Source organism: Ochrobactrum sp. PL_is483 (assembly GCF_055816855.1).
Window position 1 is genome coordinate 1 of the sequence record NZ_JBVPGS010000021.1, and the last position, 17608, is coordinate 17608.

General features: G+C 56.2%; 18 protein-coding genes, 2 tRNA genes and 2 pseudogenes. 12 read left to right on the top strand and 10 right to left on the bottom strand.

The window, feature by feature from the left end; translation table 11 throughout:
- Positions 1-147: pseudogene (locus AC0TNJ_RS02100) on the top strand (DDE-type integrase/transposase/recombinase); the annotation flags it as partial.
- Here AC0TNJ_RS02100 and AC0TNJ_RS02105 read toward each other — a convergent pair.
- Positions 141-577, bottom strand: a pseudogene (locus tag AC0TNJ_RS02105) (transposase); the annotation flags it as partial. The pseudogenes AC0TNJ_RS02100 and AC0TNJ_RS02105 sit on opposite strands and share 7 nt — an antisense overlap.
- Before the next feature lie 47 nt (positions 578-624).
- The gene (locus AC0TNJ_RS02110; protein ID WP_473770085.1) at positions 625-816 is read right to left on the bottom strand and encodes a hypothetical protein; all 192 of its coding nucleotides are present in this window, start codon (positions 814-816) and stop codon (positions 625-627) included.
- 424 nt (positions 817-1240) lie between these two features.
- Here AC0TNJ_RS02110 and AC0TNJ_RS02115 point away from each other — a divergent pair.
- From AC0TNJ_RS02115 to AC0TNJ_RS02125, 3 genes are all read left to right on the top strand, one after another.
- Positions 1241-1317: transfer RNA gene (locus AC0TNJ_RS02115), tRNA-Pro, on the top strand.
- A 153-nt stretch (positions 1318-1470) separates the two neighbouring features.
- On the top strand, positions 1471-1776 hold the full coding sequence (locus AC0TNJ_RS02120) for an ETC complex I subunit (protein WP_114215733.1): 306 nt from the start codon (positions 1471-1473) through the stop codon (positions 1774-1776).
- Between the two features lie 113 nt (positions 1777-1889).
- A tRNA-Arg gene (locus AC0TNJ_RS02125) sits at positions 1890-1966 on the top strand.
- A 460-nt stretch (positions 1967-2426) separates the two neighbouring features.
- Here AC0TNJ_RS02125 and AC0TNJ_RS02130 read toward each other — a convergent pair.
- The 3 genes from AC0TNJ_RS02130 to AC0TNJ_RS02140 all read right to left on the bottom strand — a co-directional run bounded on the left by AC0TNJ_RS02130 (position 2427) and on the right by AC0TNJ_RS02140 (position 4132).
- Positions 2427-2879, bottom strand: coding sequence for a hypothetical protein (locus AC0TNJ_RS02130; protein WP_473770086.1), 453 nt, complete (start codon positions 2877-2879; stop codon positions 2427-2429).
- 363 nt (positions 2880-3242) lie between these two features.
- The gene (locus AC0TNJ_RS02135) at positions 3243-3743 is read right to left on the bottom strand and encodes an SH3 domain-containing protein (protein ID WP_473770087.1); all 501 of its coding nucleotides are present in this window, start codon (positions 3741-3743) and stop codon (positions 3243-3245) included.
- Between the two features lie 140 nt (positions 3744-3883).
- Positions 3884-4132 (bottom strand): YMGG-like glycine zipper-containing protein, encoded by a 249-nt coding sequence (locus AC0TNJ_RS02140; RefSeq protein ID WP_122003481.1) that lies wholly within the window; start codon positions 4130-4132, stop codon positions 3884-3886.
- Positions 4133-4540: 408 nt separating this feature from the next.
- Between AC0TNJ_RS02140 and AC0TNJ_RS02145 the strand changes: the two genes are divergently transcribed.
- The gene (locus AC0TNJ_RS02145; RefSeq protein WP_473770088.1) at positions 4541-4879 is read left to right on the top strand and encodes an RcnB family protein; all 339 of its coding nucleotides are present in this window, start codon (positions 4541-4543) and stop codon (positions 4877-4879) included.
- Positions 4880-4938: 59 nt separating this feature from the next.
- Here the strand turns inward: AC0TNJ_RS02145 and AC0TNJ_RS02150 are convergent, their stop codons facing one another.
- On the bottom strand, positions 4939-5916 hold the full coding sequence (locus AC0TNJ_RS02150) for a transporter substrate-binding domain-containing protein (RefSeq protein WP_473770089.1): 978 nt from the start codon (positions 5914-5916) through the stop codon (positions 4939-4941).
- A gap of 350 nt (positions 5917-6266) precedes the next feature.
- Here AC0TNJ_RS02150 and AC0TNJ_RS02155 point away from each other — a divergent pair, with 350 nt between their 5' ends.
- Positions 6267-8201: an AI-2E family transporter gene (locus AC0TNJ_RS02155; protein WP_473770090.1), complete on the top strand. Its 1935-nt coding sequence runs from the start codon at positions 6267-6269 to the stop codon at positions 8199-8201.
- A gap of 99 nt (positions 8202-8300) precedes the next feature.
- On the opposite strand, the gene AC0TNJ_RS02160 is transcribed toward AC0TNJ_RS02155, so the two are convergent.
- On the bottom strand, positions 8301-9470 hold the full coding sequence (locus AC0TNJ_RS02160; protein ID WP_473770091.1) for a cystathionine beta-lyase: 1170 nt from the start codon (positions 9468-9470) through the stop codon (positions 8301-8303).
- A 192-nt stretch (positions 9471-9662) separates the two neighbouring features.
- Here AC0TNJ_RS02160 and lpxE point away from each other — a divergent pair, with 192 nt between their 5' ends.
- The 6 genes from lpxE (at position 9663) to AC0TNJ_RS02190 (ending at position 15889) form a co-directional block, all read left to right on the top strand.
- Complete coding sequence (gene lpxE, locus AC0TNJ_RS02165) at positions 9663-10430, top strand: lipid A 1-phosphatase LpxE (RefSeq protein ID WP_473770092.1); 768 nt, start codon at positions 9663-9665, stop codon at positions 10428-10430.
- 451 nt (positions 10431-10881) lie between these two features.
- On the top strand, positions 10882-11913 hold the full coding sequence (locus AC0TNJ_RS02170) for an amino acid ABC transporter substrate-binding protein (RefSeq protein WP_122003490.1): 1032 nt from the start codon (positions 10882-10884) through the stop codon (positions 11911-11913).
- Between the two features lie 310 nt (positions 11914-12223).
- The gene (locus AC0TNJ_RS02175; RefSeq protein WP_122003475.1) at positions 12224-13417 is read left to right on the top strand and encodes an amino acid ABC transporter permease; all 1194 of its coding nucleotides are present in this window, start codon (positions 12224-12226) and stop codon (positions 13415-13417) included.
- Between the two features lie 2 nt (positions 13418-13419).
- Complete coding sequence (locus tag AC0TNJ_RS02180; RefSeq protein ID WP_473767286.1) at positions 13420-14577, top strand: amino acid ABC transporter permease; 1158 nt, start codon at positions 13420-13422, stop codon at positions 14575-14577.
- A 20-nt stretch (positions 14578-14597) separates the two neighbouring features.
- Positions 14598-15407: an amino acid ABC transporter ATP-binding protein gene (locus tag AC0TNJ_RS02185; protein ID WP_021587807.1), complete on the top strand. Its 810-nt coding sequence runs from the start codon at positions 14598-14600 to the stop codon at positions 15405-15407.
- Positions 15408-15481: 74 nt separating this feature from the next.
- Entirely contained in the window at positions 15482-15889 is a 408-nt protein-coding gene (locus AC0TNJ_RS02190) for a GNAT family N-acetyltransferase (RefSeq protein WP_473770093.1), read from the top strand.
- On the opposite strand, the gene AC0TNJ_RS02195 is transcribed toward AC0TNJ_RS02190, so the two are convergent.
- The 3 genes from AC0TNJ_RS02195 to AC0TNJ_RS02205 all read right to left on the bottom strand — a co-directional run bounded on the left by AC0TNJ_RS02195 (position 15886) and on the right by AC0TNJ_RS02205 (position 17469).
- Positions 15886-16203 (bottom strand): metalloregulator ArsR/SmtB family transcription factor, encoded by a 318-nt coding sequence (locus AC0TNJ_RS02195; RefSeq protein ID WP_122003489.1) that lies wholly within the window; start codon positions 16201-16203, stop codon positions 15886-15888. The two genes, AC0TNJ_RS02190 and AC0TNJ_RS02195, sit on opposite strands and share 4 nt — an antisense overlap.
- A 7-nt stretch (positions 16204-16210) precedes the next feature.
- Positions 16211-16672, bottom strand: a complete 462-nt coding sequence (locus AC0TNJ_RS02200) for an SRPBCC family protein (protein WP_122003472.1) — start codon at positions 16670-16672, stop codon at positions 16211-16213.
- Between the two features lie 83 nt (positions 16673-16755).
- Positions 16756-17469: a winged helix-turn-helix transcriptional regulator gene (locus AC0TNJ_RS02205; protein WP_473770094.1), complete on the bottom strand. Its 714-nt coding sequence runs from the start codon at positions 17467-17469 to the stop codon at positions 16756-16758.
- Positions 17470-17608: the final 139 nt, after the last annotated feature.

The following is a 17608-nucleotide window of genomic DNA, read 5'->3' on the forward strand; positions in this document are numbered from 1 at the left end:
GATCGGCAGTTCGCGGCAGCAAGACCGAACCAGAAGTGGGTAGCCGATTTTACCTATCTATGGACGGCTGAGGGCTGGCTCTATGTGGCTGCCGTCATCGACCTGTTCTCGCGCCGTGTCGTTGGCTGGTCGATGAACGCATCGCTGCGCATGGTTTCGTAACGGATCGTCATACGGCAAAAGCCCATGGCTTTACACGCCCGCCGTTCGCTCATCTGGTGGTGATCCATCAGATGAGCGACAGCTTTCCGCCTTGCTGCGGGCGTCACCACTTCTTTCCCAAAAGGTCTTTTAAAGCAGCATTGTCGAGCATCGCGTCCGCCAGCAGCCGCTTCAGCCTCGTGTTGCTCCGCCGGGCAATTGATTCACTGGATCAATTGCTTGTCCGGCTTCGATCCTCCAGCGTCTTCAACCGCTTGGCTTCGGACACGTCCATGCCGCCGAACTTGGCTTTCCATTTATAGATACTGGCATCGCTGACGCCGTGCTTGCGACAAAGCTCCGCGACAGGCGTGCCCGCCTCGTGCTCCTTCAGAATGCCGATGATCTGTTCGTCTGTAAAACGGTTGCGCTTCATTCTCTGGTCCTCTCAATGGGCCAGAGCTTACTTCAAAATGGATTATTTCAACGGGGCAAGGTCACCTGGGCAGTCGCGCCATTCAGGATTGGCGTCGACCCATCAATCTCACGGTCGCCCCGGATCGGATCGCGGCGCTCGTCGAGTTGTTTCACGACTTTGCAGCTGGAGCAAAGCCAGCCGCCCGACTTGCCTTCCTCGGCACGGCTACGTAGGGCTCGTTCGGGCGATAGAATCAAGCGCTTGCAATCCGCAACGTTCGCGTCACGCTTTCGATGGTGATCGTGCAATGAAAGGGGCAGAGCAAGATCGATATCAACAAACTAGAAACACACATTGAGCGGCTGGAAACCCAGAACAGTAATGTGCGTGAACGAATGACGTAGATGGAAGTCGCCTTGCAGAATATAGTGATGGATCGGGATCGTGTTGCCAGGTTCGTTGACTGCACGGAGTAGCGGAATGGACAGCCGCGATGGCTTCGCTTCGCGCGTCCTTTGCCCGCTGGAACGATCAAGGAACATCGACGGGAATTTTGGTGGGACATTTCGCGGCATCCTGTCCCACTGTATGCCGTTCATTCCACTTTTTTGGAAAAGTTTGAAAATAGCTCTTGCCTTAATAATGCGAATTCTCTAGGGAACTCAACGTCCGAAAGGGCCACGGAGCGTAGCGCAGTCTGGTAGCGCACCTGATTTGGGATCAGGGGGTCGCAGGTTCGAATCCTGCCGCTCCGACCAATTTCCCCAAAATCTGAATTGATCAGTATAAGACGGTTGGGGCATCGCCTGTAGCGTGCGTCTTTATCGCGTTGACATGCATTCCTGTGTAAACTATTGGCTTGGTTGATTTCAGCTCCCCTGGGAGCAAGATAGTAGTTCAGGGTTCTTCAAATGGTTGCACGTATTTACCGTCCAGCTAAGACTGCCATGCAGTCCGGTCAGGCCAAGACAGATCAGTGGCTTCTGGAATATGAGCCGGAAAGCCCGCGTATGGTTGAGCCTTTGATGGGCTACACTTCTTCCGGCGATATGAAGAGCCAGATTCGTCTGTTCTTTGCCACTCAGGAAGAAGCCGTCGATTATGCAAAGCGCAATGGTATTGCATATCGCGTCTTCGAGCCGAACGAACCGAAGCGCCGCAAGGTTTCCTATTCGGACAATTTCCGTTTCGACCGGACAATGCCCTGGACGCATTGATTGCCTGTTTAGCCTGAAACTTGTTTCAGGCCGGGCAATGCGATAATTCGGCAAGGCTTTCGCTTCAAAGCCTTGCATTCATCGAAATATCTTCGATTTTTATCGAAAGATCAGGTCCCGTAGCTCAGTTGGATAGAGCGTCAGCCTTCTAAGCTGAATGTCGCAGGTTCGAATCCTGCCGGGATCGCCACTCCCTCCCATCCGTAGATTGCCACGATATTTGGTCTTTTGGGCCACTAGGGTGCGTTTAGTTCGGGCATGCTGTCGCGGTTTCGGAAGTCTCCGCGACGAGAGCCGCGTCAGCGTTGGGGCCAAATTGATCATTCACCGGCGCCAAACTCCGCTGTGAAACTCCGATTTTTGCGACAGAGTTTTGCCACGAGAAACTACAAGACTTTCGGGAAACCGGGCCCGTGGCGCAGCTCAGGAATTGTGCGACGCATACCGTCATGGTCAAGCATGTTCGTTCTGCTTGTCCTGAATTTTGCGAACCCATTGCCAGAATGGGTCGTCCGAGTTTTCGGCTTCGTTGTCTGGTAAGTCGAGTATCTCTCTGGCCGTCTCCGGAATCGTGACGCCGTAGCGTTCGGACAGCCATGCTCGATAGGCGCGATTGCCACAAGGTTCCTTGGGAGGCTCGTCCGGCCGATCTAGGCAATCACCGCTGATCTCCTGATAGCAATCGCCAGGAGACGCAGGAAATCAAGGGGCGTATTCCCGAGGAGGCAGGCGAAGCCTTCAGAACCGACATGGACGATATGGCGATGACCTTCATCGTCGAGCCAAAACGCAGCATGTGAGCCATCTCCACTGGTTCGCGCGAAAGGAACCAACCGGCGCTCGATATTTGGGATAATCTCGCCAAACCAAGCGTCGCTGAACTCCCGGGCCTGAGCAGGCGTCGCGGTGCGGAAGAGGATCGCCGTGACGTGATCCGATTGCACATCGCTACTCGTTCCGAGCAGGCCGAGGCGGTCTCCGGAATATGCCTCGCTTGGCATTAAGAAATAGTTCGTTTCCATCCAGTCGAACAAGGCTTGGAATTCCTCGGGGAAGGGCATGGTAGCTGGCATCCGGCCAGCCATCTCCTGGGCATATTTCATCCGATATTTCTCCTGCGGAGCCGGGCAACGGCAGCGCCGCTGTAGCCCTGGTTGTAAAAATCCTCAAATTTGCGACGCTTGTGAAATGACGGATAAGATATCTCGGCAAAAGCAACCTAGCAGCGAGCGGAATAATTTAGCCGCTGATATTTGATGAGGGACACTATCCCTTCAGATTTCGTGTCGATCAGCGACTATCAGTAATTTGCTGGGATCGCTGCTGTGCTGTACTGGAGCAGGGCGAGACTTTTGTAGTAATTCTGCAATGTCGGCTTTAGCGGGAAACTCGATAACACCGCGCGCCAACGCCGCGAGGTGGCTCTTTTCGCGGCGTTTGCTGTCTCTACCCGAATTGTCTGTTTACTAACCGTGCGGGCCGTCTGGTCCGCGCTGCCTCAGGTAAACACGCGGACCGTGATTGCCATGCCAGCGAGGACGGTCGTGCCAGTCGTGGCGGTCCCAGTGCCTGTTCCGGTAATAGCGACGGTCGCGATACCAGTAGTCATCACGGTCATTGAGTGCAGAGCCTATGGCTACGCCTGCAATAAGCGGAATGCCGATCAGCGCGGCGGTGCGCCCGAAATCATCGGTGTAACCGCCGGATGTCCCCTCCCGGAATGCCAGATAACGCGACGAAGCCCAACCAAAGGTCGGACCATAGCTGACTTGGCACCAGCCGTAACCGGACGTGCAGCCGCGCACCGTCACAGGCGCACCGGTCGGGATGGAGCCCACCGTCGCATAGCGTGTGCCGGGACCGGTGCGGATATTGAGATTGGTGGTGGATATGGCGTCCGCCGCCTGCGCTGCGCCCGCCGCACATAGGCCCAGCACGACAAGGGCGGCTTTGAGAACAAGCTTCATCGGAATTCTCCTCAACCGTCTCGATTGCGTATAGAACGACATCGGCGGTCAAAGGTTCCAATCAGGGCAGGCAGGGCGAAGATGTTGGAACGCAAAAGCGCCGGAAAACCGGCGCTTTCGATAAATGTTGAATTGCAGGACTATCGCTTGCAGCGAGCCACATAAATGCGGCCATGGCGATCGCGATACTCGCAATTGCCGTTGCGCAGTTCACGCACCAGCAGGCCGCCGAGCGCGCCCGCACCAGCGCCGATCAATGCGCCGCGCCCGCCACCGGCAATGCCGCCGATGATGGCGCCAGCGCCCGTGCCGATGGAAAGATCCTTTTCAGTGGTGGTGCAGCCCGTTATGGCGAGCAGGGCAACCAACCCAAGTGCTACTTTCCGCATTCTTGTCTCCTCCTGAGAAAATATCAGATCAAGCTTAAACGATTGACTTCATGTTCCGTTGCTTTGGAACCGGCGGGCCGGTGCGAAAAATATCACGGATCGACCCTGCATCAGTGGCGGCGGTGCCGCAGGATGACCGCGATGGCCAGTGCGGCCAGCCCGAACGCGATAACGCCCTGCAGAATGAAAACCCAGTTCATCATGATCCAGTCCTCTGACACTTGCCCCTTTTTCGGGGTGCGCGCGATTTGACTTCTACCTAGCGCATTTCGGGCAAATGGGAAACGCAAGATCGCACTTTCGTTCCAGGTCTATGAAATCATTAAACTTATTTAATGGTCCCATTCACTTGGCATTCACATTGGCGGGCGCATTGTCCTCCCATCGAATATAACAAAGGAAGCCGATATGAAGCGGATCGTTATTGCTCTCACCGCCCTTTCAGTTCTCGCCGCACCAGCCGCGATGGCACAGCCTTATCCGTCGCATCACGGCAAGCCGTCTCACAGCCAGATGCACAAGGGCGGCCCGAAATATGATGCGCGCAAGTATGAAAACCGCCGTCACCACAGCTGGAAGAAGGGTAACCGCCTTCCACCCAACTATCGGGGTCACGTGGTGAACAACTATTCGCGCTACAAGCTGCGCCAGCCGCCACGTGGTTATCATTGGGTCAAGGTCAACAACGACTACCTGCTGATCGGCATCGCAACCGGCATCATTTCGTCCATCGTCGCGGGACGGTAAAAATCCTCTGCGAGAATGAAAAAAGGCGGCCTATGGTCGCCTTTTTTGCGTCCGTGACATCAATTCTCGGGGCCGAAATATTTGGCTTTCATCTTGGCGATTTCCTCATTCTCGTGGGCGCTGATGATCGCCACGCTTGCTGGCTTGACAAGCTCGCTCTGACGCGGGAAGCCAAAGCCATACTTGTCCGGGCTGAACACATTGCCGACGAGTTCGACAGGCTGGTCGGCATGCTGATGGGTATAATAGTCCAGGACCGGACCATCGCCGACGATTGCTGCAATTTCGTTATTCACGAGTGCCGCGACGGCGTCAGGCATGTGGTCGAAAGGCACGGTCGCGATGGAGCGTGATTTCATAAACTGCTCAGCGACACTGCCGGCACGCACGCCGACGGATTTCCCTTGCAGGTCCGACAGGCTGGAAATGCTGTTGTCGATATGGGCCACGGTCATGACGCTGGTAATCGACGAGGTCACGTAGGCGATAATCGCAATGCCGAAAACCATCCAGAAAGTCTGCCAGATACGTCCCACCCAACCGAACAGGTTTTTGCGCGAGGTTTTGCCCGACGTGGCGATGGAAACCACGTGATAGAAACTCTCCGCCAGCCCCTCGCGCCAGCGCTTCGGAAAGCCTTCGTCGAAACGCCGGTCAAAAATCGTCAGCACCACGGTGGCGGCGATGAGGATGAACAGTATCCATGCATAGGTCGCCAGATGCCCGGCATTATCAAGGCGATTGATGAGGTCGTCCCAGCCGCTGCCTGCCTGGGTGTGGATCATGATGCGCAAGCCGGCATCGAACCATGGATGCGTGAAATCGATGATTTCTGCCCGGCTCTCCGTGATCGTGAGATTGGTGACGGCGGCTTCGACCTTGCCTTCGGAAACAGCCTTCACCAGCTCCCCATAGTTGGGATATTCCACATATTGCGAAGCAAGGTTCATGCGCGTGGCGATATCGTGCCAGATGTCGATAGCCATGCCGGAGTAGGAATCGCCCTCCTTGTTGACGAAAGGCTCGCTGACATACACGCCGACCTGAACAGGCCTTGGCGTTTGTTGGGCGTGTGCAAATGAAGAGGTTGCTACCAAAAGTAGAGTAAGCAGAACTTTCCATAAGTCGCGACTAAATAATCTCGTTGCTGGCTTTAACGACACTGCGTCCCCCATAATTTCCTGTAGATGCTCCAATCTGAAAGATTTATGTATTTAATTTATATTAACATTTACTTCCATTTGGGCCAATTAATTTCTAATAATATTATTATTAGTATCTGCTAATTAAATTTATTATATGCTCCCTTGATCTATGGAACCGAACGCTCCTTTTTCAGTTACCCGGCTGACAAGCCGAAACTCATAAAGCGGCAAATGAGGGGTTCGTGGAGAGTATGGACAGTCCGGATTCTGCAGTTCGTCCGATCACGTCGGCGCCGCCGCGTCTGCCCACACTGGCTGCAATGGCGGTCGCTGTCGCCATTCTCTACTTTGCAAAGGATGTGTTTCTGCCACTGGCCATTGCGGTGCTGCTGACATTCGCGCTGGCGCCGATTGTCGCCTTTCTGCGCCGGGCTGGGCTTCCGCGTCTGTTCGCGGTGATTGCCAGCGTGGCGGGCGGCTTCCTGATCGTGGCCATATTCAGTGCCGTGATTGCCTTTCAGGTTTCCGAAGTCGCGCAGAATGTTACATTCTATCAGTACAACATCATCGAAAAGATCAGGACGCTCAAGGAAGCGGGTTCCGACAACAGTTTCTTCGACAGGCTGAACAGCTTCGCCGAGCGCATCGGCACGGAAATCAACAGGCCTGAGCAGAAAACGCAGACGCTGCCTTCCGATCAGCCTGAGGAAAAGCCCCTCCTTGTCCAGATATTCGCGCCGCGCCATCCGGTGGAAACGTTGAGGAGCATCATCGAACCGCTCGTTGGACCGCTGGCGACGACGGGTCTCGTCGTTGTGGTGGTGATTTTCATGCTGCTCGAAAGGGAGGAACTGCGCGACCGCTTCATAAGGCTTGTGGGCTATGGCGATCTTCACCGCACAACCGAAGCCTTGCAGGATGCGGGAAAGCGTGTCGGCCAGTATCTGCTGACCCAGCTTGTGGTGAATATCACCTACGGCGTGCCACTCGCCTTTGGTCTGTGGGTTCTGGGCATTCCCAATGCGGCCCTGTGGGGAATGCTGGCGATTGTTTTGCGGTTCGTTCCCTATATTGGTCCAGTGATCGCGGCGATCCTGCCGCTGTTCCTTGCCTTTGCCGTGGCACCGGGCTGGAACCTGCTCCTGTGGACGATCGGGCTCTTCGTCGTCATCGAGCTTCTTATAAATAACGTGGTTGAGCCGTGGCTTTATGGCTCGCGCACTGGTCTTTCGCCGCTTGCGATCATCGTGTCGGCCATTTTCTGGACGTGGCTCTGGGGTCCGGTCGGGCTCGTCCTGTCGACGCCACTCACGGTCTGCCTCGTGGTGCTTGGGCGTCATGTTCCGAAATTCGAGTTTCTGGAAATCCTGTTCGGCAACGAGCCGGTGCTTGACCCGAAGGAACGTCTTTATCAGCGCCTTCTGGCAGGTGACCCCGATGAAGCCACCGACAACGCCGAGGAAATGCTGGAGCAGAAATATCTGGTCGAGTTCTATGGTTCGGTCGCGGTTCCAGCACTTCTGATGGCAGAACGTGACCGACTTCGCGGCGTGCTCACCGAGCAACAGTTGCAGGTCGTCACCGAAAGCACGAACACGCTGGTGGCCAATCTGGAGCAGATTGCCAGCGAGGAGGAGGGCGATGACGAAGAGATCGCGATTGAAAATCCCGATGGCGATGGCAGTAAAGCCGGTCTGGAGTTGCCCTCCGGCGAAGGACGGTCGCTTCTGACCTTCGGCGGCAGAAGAAGGCTCGACGACACGGCTGCGGCCATGCTGGCGCAGGTGCTTGCCGTGCAGGGTGCATCGGCAGAGGCTCTCGCGCATGATGCACTCACGCCCGCCAGGCTGAAAGCGCTCGATATTTCCGGCAGGGATACGCTGATACTCTGTTTTCTGGATCGGCAGGCGGCACGCCATGCCCGGTTTGCGGTGCGCCGTCTGCGACGGCTGCAACCCGCTGTGAGGATTGGCGTGGTGCTGTGGCACGAGCCGAACGAAGCACGCTCTGTCGACAGGGAGGCGTTGCTGGAAGAGGTGCAGGCGGATTTCGTAGCCTGCACCATGATAGAGGCCGTTATGGAGGGGCTTTCTGAAACGACGCCCAAGCCACTGAAAAAAGCAAGGAAGCCGGTTTCTCCGCGGTCACGCAAGGTGACTGCTGCAAAACCGGCTTAGAGCATTTCCAGCAAAAGTGCGAAGCGGTTTTCCGTTCGGAAATGCGTAAAAACAAAAGCTTGGAGCGGTTCCAAAGGCTCCGTTTTAACCGGAACCGCTTTAGATTGCTGCAAAGCCTTTTTCGAGATCGGCAATGAGGTCCGGCACGTCTTCCAGACCGATCTGCAGCCGGATCACGGGGCCCCGATAGTTCCCCTTGGCCACGGTCCGGTCATCGAGACGGACATGAAGGGCAAGGCTTTCATAGCCGCCCCAGGAATAGCCAAGGCCAAAGATCTCAAGCGCATCGAGGAAGGCATGGGCCTCCTTCTGCCCACCGCTGGCCAGCACGATGGAGAAAATGCCGGAGGAGCCGGAAAAATCCCGCTTCCAGATTTCATGTCCCGGATGGCTTTCCAGAGCCGGATGCAGAACGCGGTCAACCGCCGGGTGGCCTTCAAGCCAGCGCGCGATTTCCAGTGCGTTCTTGCGGTGCTGCTCCAGCCGCACACCCATCGTGCGCATGCCGCGCAGGATCTGGTAGGTATCATCAGCCGACGTGCACAGTCCAAGCGTTCCGTGCGTTTCGAGAAGCTGCGGCCAGCATTTCTCATTGGCCGATACCGTACCGAACAGAATGTCGGAATGGCCGGACGGATATTTGGTCGAGGCATGGATGGAAATATCCACCCCGAAATCGAGCGCCTTGAAGTAAAGCGGGGTGGCCCATGTATTGTCCATCATGACGATGGCGCCGCCCTTGTGCGCCTCTTCGGCGATGGCCGGAATATCCTGCATCTCGAACGTGTTGGACGCAGGCGATTCTGTGAACACGACCTTGGTGTTCGCACGCATCAGCTTCGCGATACCGGAACCGATCTCCGGATCGTAATATTCGACATCCACGCCCATGCGCTTGAGGATCGTATCGGCAAAATGGCGGGTCGGATTGTAGATCGAATCGACAAACAGCGCATGATCGCCGGGCGACAGGAAGGCGAGAAGCGGAACCGTGACGGCGGCAAGCCCGGATGGGACGCAGACCGTGCCCGCCGAACCTTCCAGCGCGTCGATTGCCTTGCAAAGCGCATCGCTGGTTGGCGTGCCGCGCGTGCCGTAGGTATATTTCTGATTGCCGGTCGCCATTGTTTCCGCATCGGGGAAAAGCACGGTGGAGGCGCGGACCACGGGTGGGTTGACGAAGCCATGATAGTCGCGCGGCTGATAACCGTCGTGGGTGAGCCGCGTGTTTATACCCAGCTTCTCTGTCTTGCCCTGCTGCTTAGTCACGAAAATGCCTCCAGACCATGTTGCATGCTATCCCGCTGATTCTCGCCGGGCACATCGAGGTCGCCTGCGGCAAAAAGATCTGCGATTCCGTTTGCGGCGGAAACTTTGAATACTTGGATAGGATGCGCGTGTTCCGGATGCAACCTCGCGTGCTATTTGTTGCGTAATAAGCTTGTGAAAGGACATTTCAGTATGGCGGTGGCAGGCATGGGAAGCACCTTTCTTTATCCCTTTCGCGCAGCACTGGAACTCCTTCAGGCTCTTTTGCGTCCGGCCTACAAGGGCGCGCCATCCTCCTGGACGATGGAAATGACGGCAGTCGTCGTACTTCTGCCCTTCATCGTTCTCGTGCTGCATCTGTGGGATGCCGACATCATTCGCGTGACCGCGCAAAGCACCAATTTCCTCATGCAATTCCTGCGGACCGTCACGGATGCGATTCGTACCGTCGTCTGGCTTGCAATCGGCATCGTCGTGTGGCTCGCCACGGCGATACTGCTCTCACCAAAACTGCGTTCCGGTGCCAGGTCGTGGCTGGTGAAGCTTCACGGCTGGGCAACGCTCATCCTGACCTCTATCGTTGTCGCAAGCGTGCCGGTCGAAATCGGCAAGCTTGCAATTGGCCGGGCGCGTCCGTTTCTGCTTGATGAAGTAGGTGCGGCCTATTTTTCGCCCTTTAAGGGCAAGTTTCTTTATGAAAGCTTCCCGTCGGGCCACTCCATGATGGCGGGCATCATGATGGTTTCGCTTTGGATATTCCTGCCGCGCTGGCGCATTCCCACTGTTTTCATTGGTATTCTCTTCGGGATCAGCAGGCTCGCTGCCGGAGCCCATTATCCGACAGATGTTGTCGCCGGTCTGACAATCGGATTCGTGACGACATGGTGGGTCGCCCGCTATATGGCCACGCGAAATATTATTTTTTCTTTGGATGACGAATGCGCGTTTCCACGCGTTTGATTTCTATCAAGGGTTGTTGTTTCCGCTGATTGTCTTGTATGGAAGGGTGGCTAACAACTTGTATTTATATAATTAATTCCACTCCTTTTGCATTCGTGCGGACTGGTTTGCGTCATTAAAGCCGGCTACCCAGAAATCGGGAAATCGTGTAAATTTTCAAATATAGTTCCTTCGTCTTTTTGGGAAGACTGTCGGTTGGATTGCGTTAAAGCCTTGACCAAAGACAAAATTTCGCCTTCGATAGACCCGTGAAGGCGGCAGGTTTGTCATTGCCTCAAAACAAAATCGAAGACCGGGCAGCGGTCTCGGGCGAGGGCATTCTGTTGTAGGGCATGGGCTCGGGAGGTCACGTGACTTATCCATCGGGTTGATGCAAAAAAATAAAGCAACAAGAGACGCTATGAACCAGGATTTCAGCGCTCTCCAGGGAACGAAAAAGGTTGCAGGCCAGATGAAAAAAACTCTTATGACGGGTGTATTGGGTGCGGCGGCGCTGTTTTGCGCAGCTTCGGGAGCATCCGCTGACACGCTTTCGGACGTGAAGGCGAAAGGTTTTCTGCAGTGCGGCGTTAATACGGGCCTCCTCGGATTTGCCTCGCCCAACGACAAGGGTGAATGGTCCGGCTTTGACGTGGATTATTGCCGCGCTGTGGCTTCTGCTATTTTTGGCGATCCGACCAAGGTGAAGTTTACGCCGCTGAACGCCAAGGAGCGGTTCACGGCCCTGCAGTCGGGTGAAATCGACGTCCTGATCCGTAACACGACCTGGACTATCAGCCGCGACACCGCGCTCGGTCTCGATTTTGCCGGCATCAATTACTTTGATGGCCAGGGCTTCATGATCAATTCGAAGAAGCTGTCGGGCATCAATTCTGCATTGCAGCTTTCCGGCGCATCCATCTGCGTTCAGGCCGGTACGACGACCGAAATGAACATGGCCGACTATTTCCGCGCCAACAAGATGGAATATAATCCGGTGGTCTTCGAGAAGATCGAAGAAGCGAACGCCGCTTACGACTCTGGCCGTTGCGACGCTTATACAACCGACCAGTCCAGCCTTTACGGGGTTCGTCTGGCGCTCGCCAACCCGGACGATCATGTCATCCTGCCGGAAATCATCTCCAAGGAACCTTTCGGCCTGACCGTCCGTCAGGGCGATTCCAAGTGGGCAGACGTTGTTCGCTGGACGCATAATGCGCTGCTCAACGCTGAGGAATACGGCATTACGCAGGCCAATGTCGAAGAGATGAAGAAGTCCGACAACCCGGACATCAAGCGCCTTCTCGGTGTGGAAGCGGACACGAAGATCGGCACTGATCTCGGTCTCGACAATGACTGGGTGGTGAAGATCATCAAGGGCGTCGGCAATTACGGCGAAATTTTCGAGCGCAACATCGGCTCCGGCAGCCCGCTCAAGATTGCACGCGGCATCAATGCCCAGTGGAACAAGGGCGGCCTGCAATATGGCGTCCCCGTGCGCTGACGGGCAATATTCTCCGGACTGATCATCGGCGGGTGCAACAGCATCCGCCGGATTTGTCGGCTCTGCAGTTTGTCCGTTTGCTTTCGGCCCGCATCTGACGGGCAGAGGATGCTGACAAGCTGCTTTTGGGAATTTAACCGCGTCTTGCCGCCCCCGAAGGCTCCTGACGAGCCTGGATAGGGAACAGCAGGACCGAACGGTTCGGCATTCGATATTCCGATTTCAGGCGTTGTCTTTCAGGCGTTGTCCGGCAAAGGTGGCCTGTCATTTTTCGGAATGGATGCTGTCAGCCGAGAGGCACAGGAAACATATGGCTTCCTATTCTGCAACTGAACGCCGCCAGGATAGCGGCGGAACTTCGCTCCTGTATGATCCGCGGATTCGTGGCATCTTCTATCAGGTGATCGTCTTCGGGGTGGTCATCGGGGCAATCTACTGGATCGTGGGCAACACGATCGCCAATCTTCAGCGTGCAAATATCGCGTCCGGCTTCGGCTTCCTCAATGGCCGTGCCGGTTTCGATATCAGTCAGACGCTCATTCAATACAGCAGCGATTCGAACTATGGCCGGGCCTTTCTGGTCGGACTGATGAATACGCTTTACGTCGCCGCGCTCGGTGTGGTGACGGCTTCGATCATAGGATTTCTGGTCGGTATCGGGCGGCTGTCGCATAACTGGCTAATCCGCAAGATTTGCACGGTCTATGTGGAAGTTTTCCGCAATATCCCCCCGCTGCTCGTCATCTTCTTCTGGTACTTCGGCGTGCTTTCGGTGCTGCCGCAGGCTCGTAATAGTATTGCGATGCCGCTGGGCACATATTTGAATAATCGCGGCTTCTTCATGCCCGCTCCGGTATGGGGCGAGGGGGCCTGGCTTCTGCCCGTGGCGCTTCTCATCGGCATCGTGGCCTCGGTCATCGTCGCGCGCTGGGCAAAGCGCCGCCAGATGGCGACAGGCCAGCCGTTTCACACGATACGCGTGGCCGCTGCCCTGATCATCGGCCTGCCGCTCCTGGCGCTGATCGCGACCGGCTTTCCGATTTCGTTCGATTCGCCGAAGCTGGGAACCTTCAACCTGACGGGCGGTGCGCAGGTCAAGCCGGAGTTCCTGGCCCTGTTCCTGGCGCTGTCCTTCTACACGGCGTCCTTCATCGCTGAAACAGTCCGTGCCGGTGTTCTGGGCGTCTCCAAGGGGCAGACGGAGGCAGCCTATGCCGTGGGCTTGCGTCCCGGCCAGACGATGCGCCTCATCATCGTGCCGCAGGCGCTGCGCATCATCATTCCGCCGCTGTCGAGCCAATATCTCAACCTTATCAAGAACTCGTCGCTGGCCATTGCCATCGGCTATCCCGATCTTGTTGCTGTCGGCGGAACGATCCTCAACCAGACCGGTCAGTCGGTCGAGGTCGTGGCGATCTGGATGGTGATCTATCTCGGCATCAGCCTGATTACCTCGGGCCTCATGAACTGGTTCAATGCCAAGATGGCGCTGGTGGAGAGATGACAATGGAAAACGCAAATCTCCAATATGTCCGCACGCAGATGGTGGATGGCGAAGCGCCTCCGCGTTCGGTGCAGGGCATTTCCCACTGGCTGCGCGTCAACCTGTTCGCAACGCCTGTCGATGCGGCGCTGACCATTCTCGGCCTGCTGGTCGTCGCGTGGTTCCTCCCTCCAATCATCGAGTGGCTGTTCGTCAAGGCGGTATGGACCGGTGCCGATCGCACCGCCTGTCTCACCGTCGCGCAAGGCGGCGCGCAGCCGGAAGGCTGGTCGGGCGCATGCTGGGCGTTCGTGAATGCGAAATACGAGCAGTTTCTCTATGGCCGCTACCCGATTTCGGAGCGCTGGCGCGTCAACCTGACCGCGCTGATCTTCGTGGTTCTTCTGGTGCCGCTCTTGATTCCCAAGGCGCCGAAGAAGGGGCTCAACGCGATCCTGTTCTTCTTCATCTTTCCGATCGTTGCCTTCTTCCTGCTGGTCGGTGGCTCGTTCGGCCTTCCCTATGTGGAAACGCCGCTCTGGGGCGGACTGCTGGTCACGCTCGTTCTGTCCTTTGTCGGCATCGCAGTTTCGCTGCCGCTTGGTATCGTGCTGGCACTCGGGCGGCGCTCGAAGCTGCCGGTCATCAAGACGCTATCCATCATTTTCATTGAAATGGTGCGTGGCGTCCCATTGGTGACGGTGCTGTTCATGGCCAGCGTCATGCTGCCCTTGTTTTTGCCGCCGGGCGTGACTTTCGACAAGCTGCTGCGTGCGCTTATCGGCGTGGCGCTTTTCGCTTCGGCCTATATGGCGGAAGTGGTGCGCGGCGGCCTGCAGGCTATCCCGCGCGGACAATATGAAGGTGCGGATGCACTCGGTCTCGGCTACTGGCAGAAAACGGGGCTGATCATACTGCCCCAGGCGCTGAAGCTCGTCATTCCGGGAATCGTCAACACTTTCATCGGTCTCTTCAAGGATACGAGCCTTGTCTACATCATCGGCATGTTCGATCTGTTGGGCATCGTCCGTCAGAACTTTTCCGATGCAAACTGGGCTTCTCCACAGACGCCTGCTACCGGCCTGATCTTTGCGGGCTTCGTTTTCTGGATTTTCTGTTTCGCAATGTCGCGATACTCTATATTCATGGAACGACGCCTCGATACGGGTCATAAACGATAAGAATAAAGGGAATAATGGAAATGAGTGCACAAAGCGCCCTCCCGCAATCCGAGCTCGGAGTGGAAGTTGACCGTTCAAAGATGCAGGTTTCCAAAACCGATGTCGCCATCGAAATCACCAACATGCACAAGTGGTACGGGGAGTTCCACGTCCTGCGCGACATCAATCTGAAGGTCATGCGCGGCGAGCGCATCGTTGTGGCCGGCCCGTCGGGCTCCGGCAAATCGACCATGATCCGCTGCATCAACCGTCTGGAAGAACACCAGAAGGGCAAGATCGTCGTCGATAACATCGAACTGACCAATGACCTGAAGAAGATCGACGAAGTGCGCCGCGAAGTCGGCATGGTGTTCCAGCACTTCAACCTTTTCCCTCATCTGACGATTCTGGAAAACTGCACGCTTGCCCCGATCTGGGTGCGCAAGATGCCCAAGAAGCAGGCGGAAGAAATCGCCATGCATTATCTGGCGCGTGTAAAAATTCCGGAACAGGCCAACAAATATCCGGGCCAGCTTTCCGGCGGTCAGCAGCAGCGCGTGGCTATTGCCCGCGCATTGTGCATGAACCCGAAAGTGATGCTGTTCGACGAGCCGACATCGGCTCTCGATCCGGAAATGGTCAAGGAAGTGCTCGATACGATGGTGAGCCTTGCCGCCGAAGGCATGACCATGATCTGCGTGACGCACGAAATGGGCTTCGCCCGTCAGGTCGCCAACCGCGTGATCTTCATGGATCAGGGCCAGATCGTCGAGCAGAACTCGCCGGACGAGTTCTTCGACAATCCGCAGCACGAGCGCACCAAGCTGTTCCTCAGCCAGATCCTGCACTGATCCGGCATACGGCTTCTGAATTGAAGACACCCGCCAGACGATCTGGCGGGTGTTTTTGCAAGCACGGAGGGATCGTGAAGAATTTTCAATGGATGGAAGAGCTACCCGTCGAGCGATACCGTGAATTCCATGCTTTCTATTGCGGGGAATGGTGGACTAAGGAGCGCAGCTTTGAAGATGTCACCCACATGCTTGCGCATTGTGACCTGCTTCAGTTCTGTTTCGATGGCGAGGGCCGGATCGCCGGTTTTGCCCGCGTTCTCAGTGATTTCACCTTCAAGGCGATGATTTTCGATGTCATCGTGGCGCAACAGCATCGAGGGCAAGGGGTGGGGCAAGCCTTGGTCGGACGCATCCTCAATCATGAAAAGCTGAAGCGCGTGAAAAGTTTCGAGCTTTATTGCCCTGACCGCCTTGTGCCCTTCTACGAAAAGCTGGGCTTCGTGAAGGGCACGTCTTCGCTTCTATTCAGGCAAATCTAGTCTTCCACGAACCGGCGCAGGCGATGGAGAGCATCATCCCACTGGCTGGAGACGGTTGCGAGATAGGCGCGGGCATCGACAAGCGGGGCGGGGTGAAGCCGAAACCGGCTCTCCCGGCCGACCTTTTCCCGTTCGACCAGATTTGCCTGTTCCAGCACAGACAGATGCTTTGTCACGGCCTGCCGGGTGATGCTGCCATTTTGCGACAGCACCACAATCGAACGGCTTTCGCCGTCGCTCAGGGTTTCGATAAGCGCTAGCCGGGTCGGATCGGCAAGTGCGGCGAAAACCATGGACATATCCGTGCCGGTCATCTCTGGCCTATCGTTCATTTTCGACGTGTCTTTTGATGTTGCCGACCTGCTCCTCCCAGCCGCCGTCGTTCATCCGCAGCGCAATTGGCTTGCGCTCGGCGGGCAGGGCATCGAAACCGCTTTCGGTCACGGTCAGTCGTGTGCCGGTTTCGATGGGCTGCAACCGGAATTCGACGAGCGTCGGCGGTTCGCTGGAATAATCGGTGTCTGGATCCACGGCATAAGGGTGCCAGGTAAAGGCGAAATAGTCGGGCGCATGCATGTCCTTGATGAAGGCCTCCCAACGCACATGCTCGAAGCCCGGATAGGTGGTGCGGCCAAGAGAACGAGTGCCGACGATGAAAGGCCCCTCGATCTTCACCTGAAACCAGCTTCCGAATTCCTCATGGTCGGTCAGCGCGCGCCATACGCGGTCGATCCCGGCGCGAATATCAACAGTCTTCTCAATGCGGTCTGTACTGCTTGTCATGGCCTGCTTCCTCCGTAATTGGCAACTTTATGGTTGCCAATATAAGCGCTGAATGAAAATAAGCAACCAAAAAGTTGCATATCTCATTCGGGCAGCTCAGCCTTGTCCGGAAGCGGGAACAGCGTCACGAATTTTTCCGCAAGGGCGCGATCCCCTATGATCTTGAGAACATTGGCACTTTCGAGCGCTGAAAGAGGTTGCCCACCATAGATGGCGGCGGCCAGCATGCGCGGCGAACTTTCGAAATAGAGATCATATTTCTGTGCCGTGCCGCGCTCTATCCGAACTTCGGCTTCGGCTTCGGCTTCGGCAAGGTGAGCCGTGAAATCTTCCCCGTCCAGACGAAGGCCGATTACCGCCTGCAACCCCGCAGACCTGTCGTGGTCGATCATGGTCCGCAACGAAAGCAGGAAGGAAACGGTCGAGATCGGCAGGTTGGGATCATGCTTTGGCGAGCGCGCCGCCCATCGGCCCAGTGCCTGAAGGATCGGCTCGCTTTCGTAGCCCCACTCGGTCAGTTCATAGACCTGCACCGCAGCAGGCGGCGGCAGCTTCGTCTTGCGAAGAATGCCGGCTTCTTCCAGTCCTTCCAGCCTTTGCGTGAGAACATTTGCGCTCACCCCCGGCAGGTCGGCCCGCAAGTCACTGAAGCGTTTGGGTCCGAGCATCAATTCGCGCATCACCAGAAGCGCCCACCGTTCCCCAATCAAATCAAGGGCATGGGCCGCAGCGCAGGCATCGTCATAGCTGCGCTTCGCAGAGTGCTTTTCCGACTTGGTTATTTTTTCTAACTTCATGGTTGCTAATTATAACTTATATGCCATTATGTACAAGCGAACTTTGAGTTCATCCGATACCAATTGCGCGAACTGTTTTGCGCGGAAGACCGATCTTATCGCCGGGGAGTCGGGCAGGCGATGATAATCGTAAAAACAA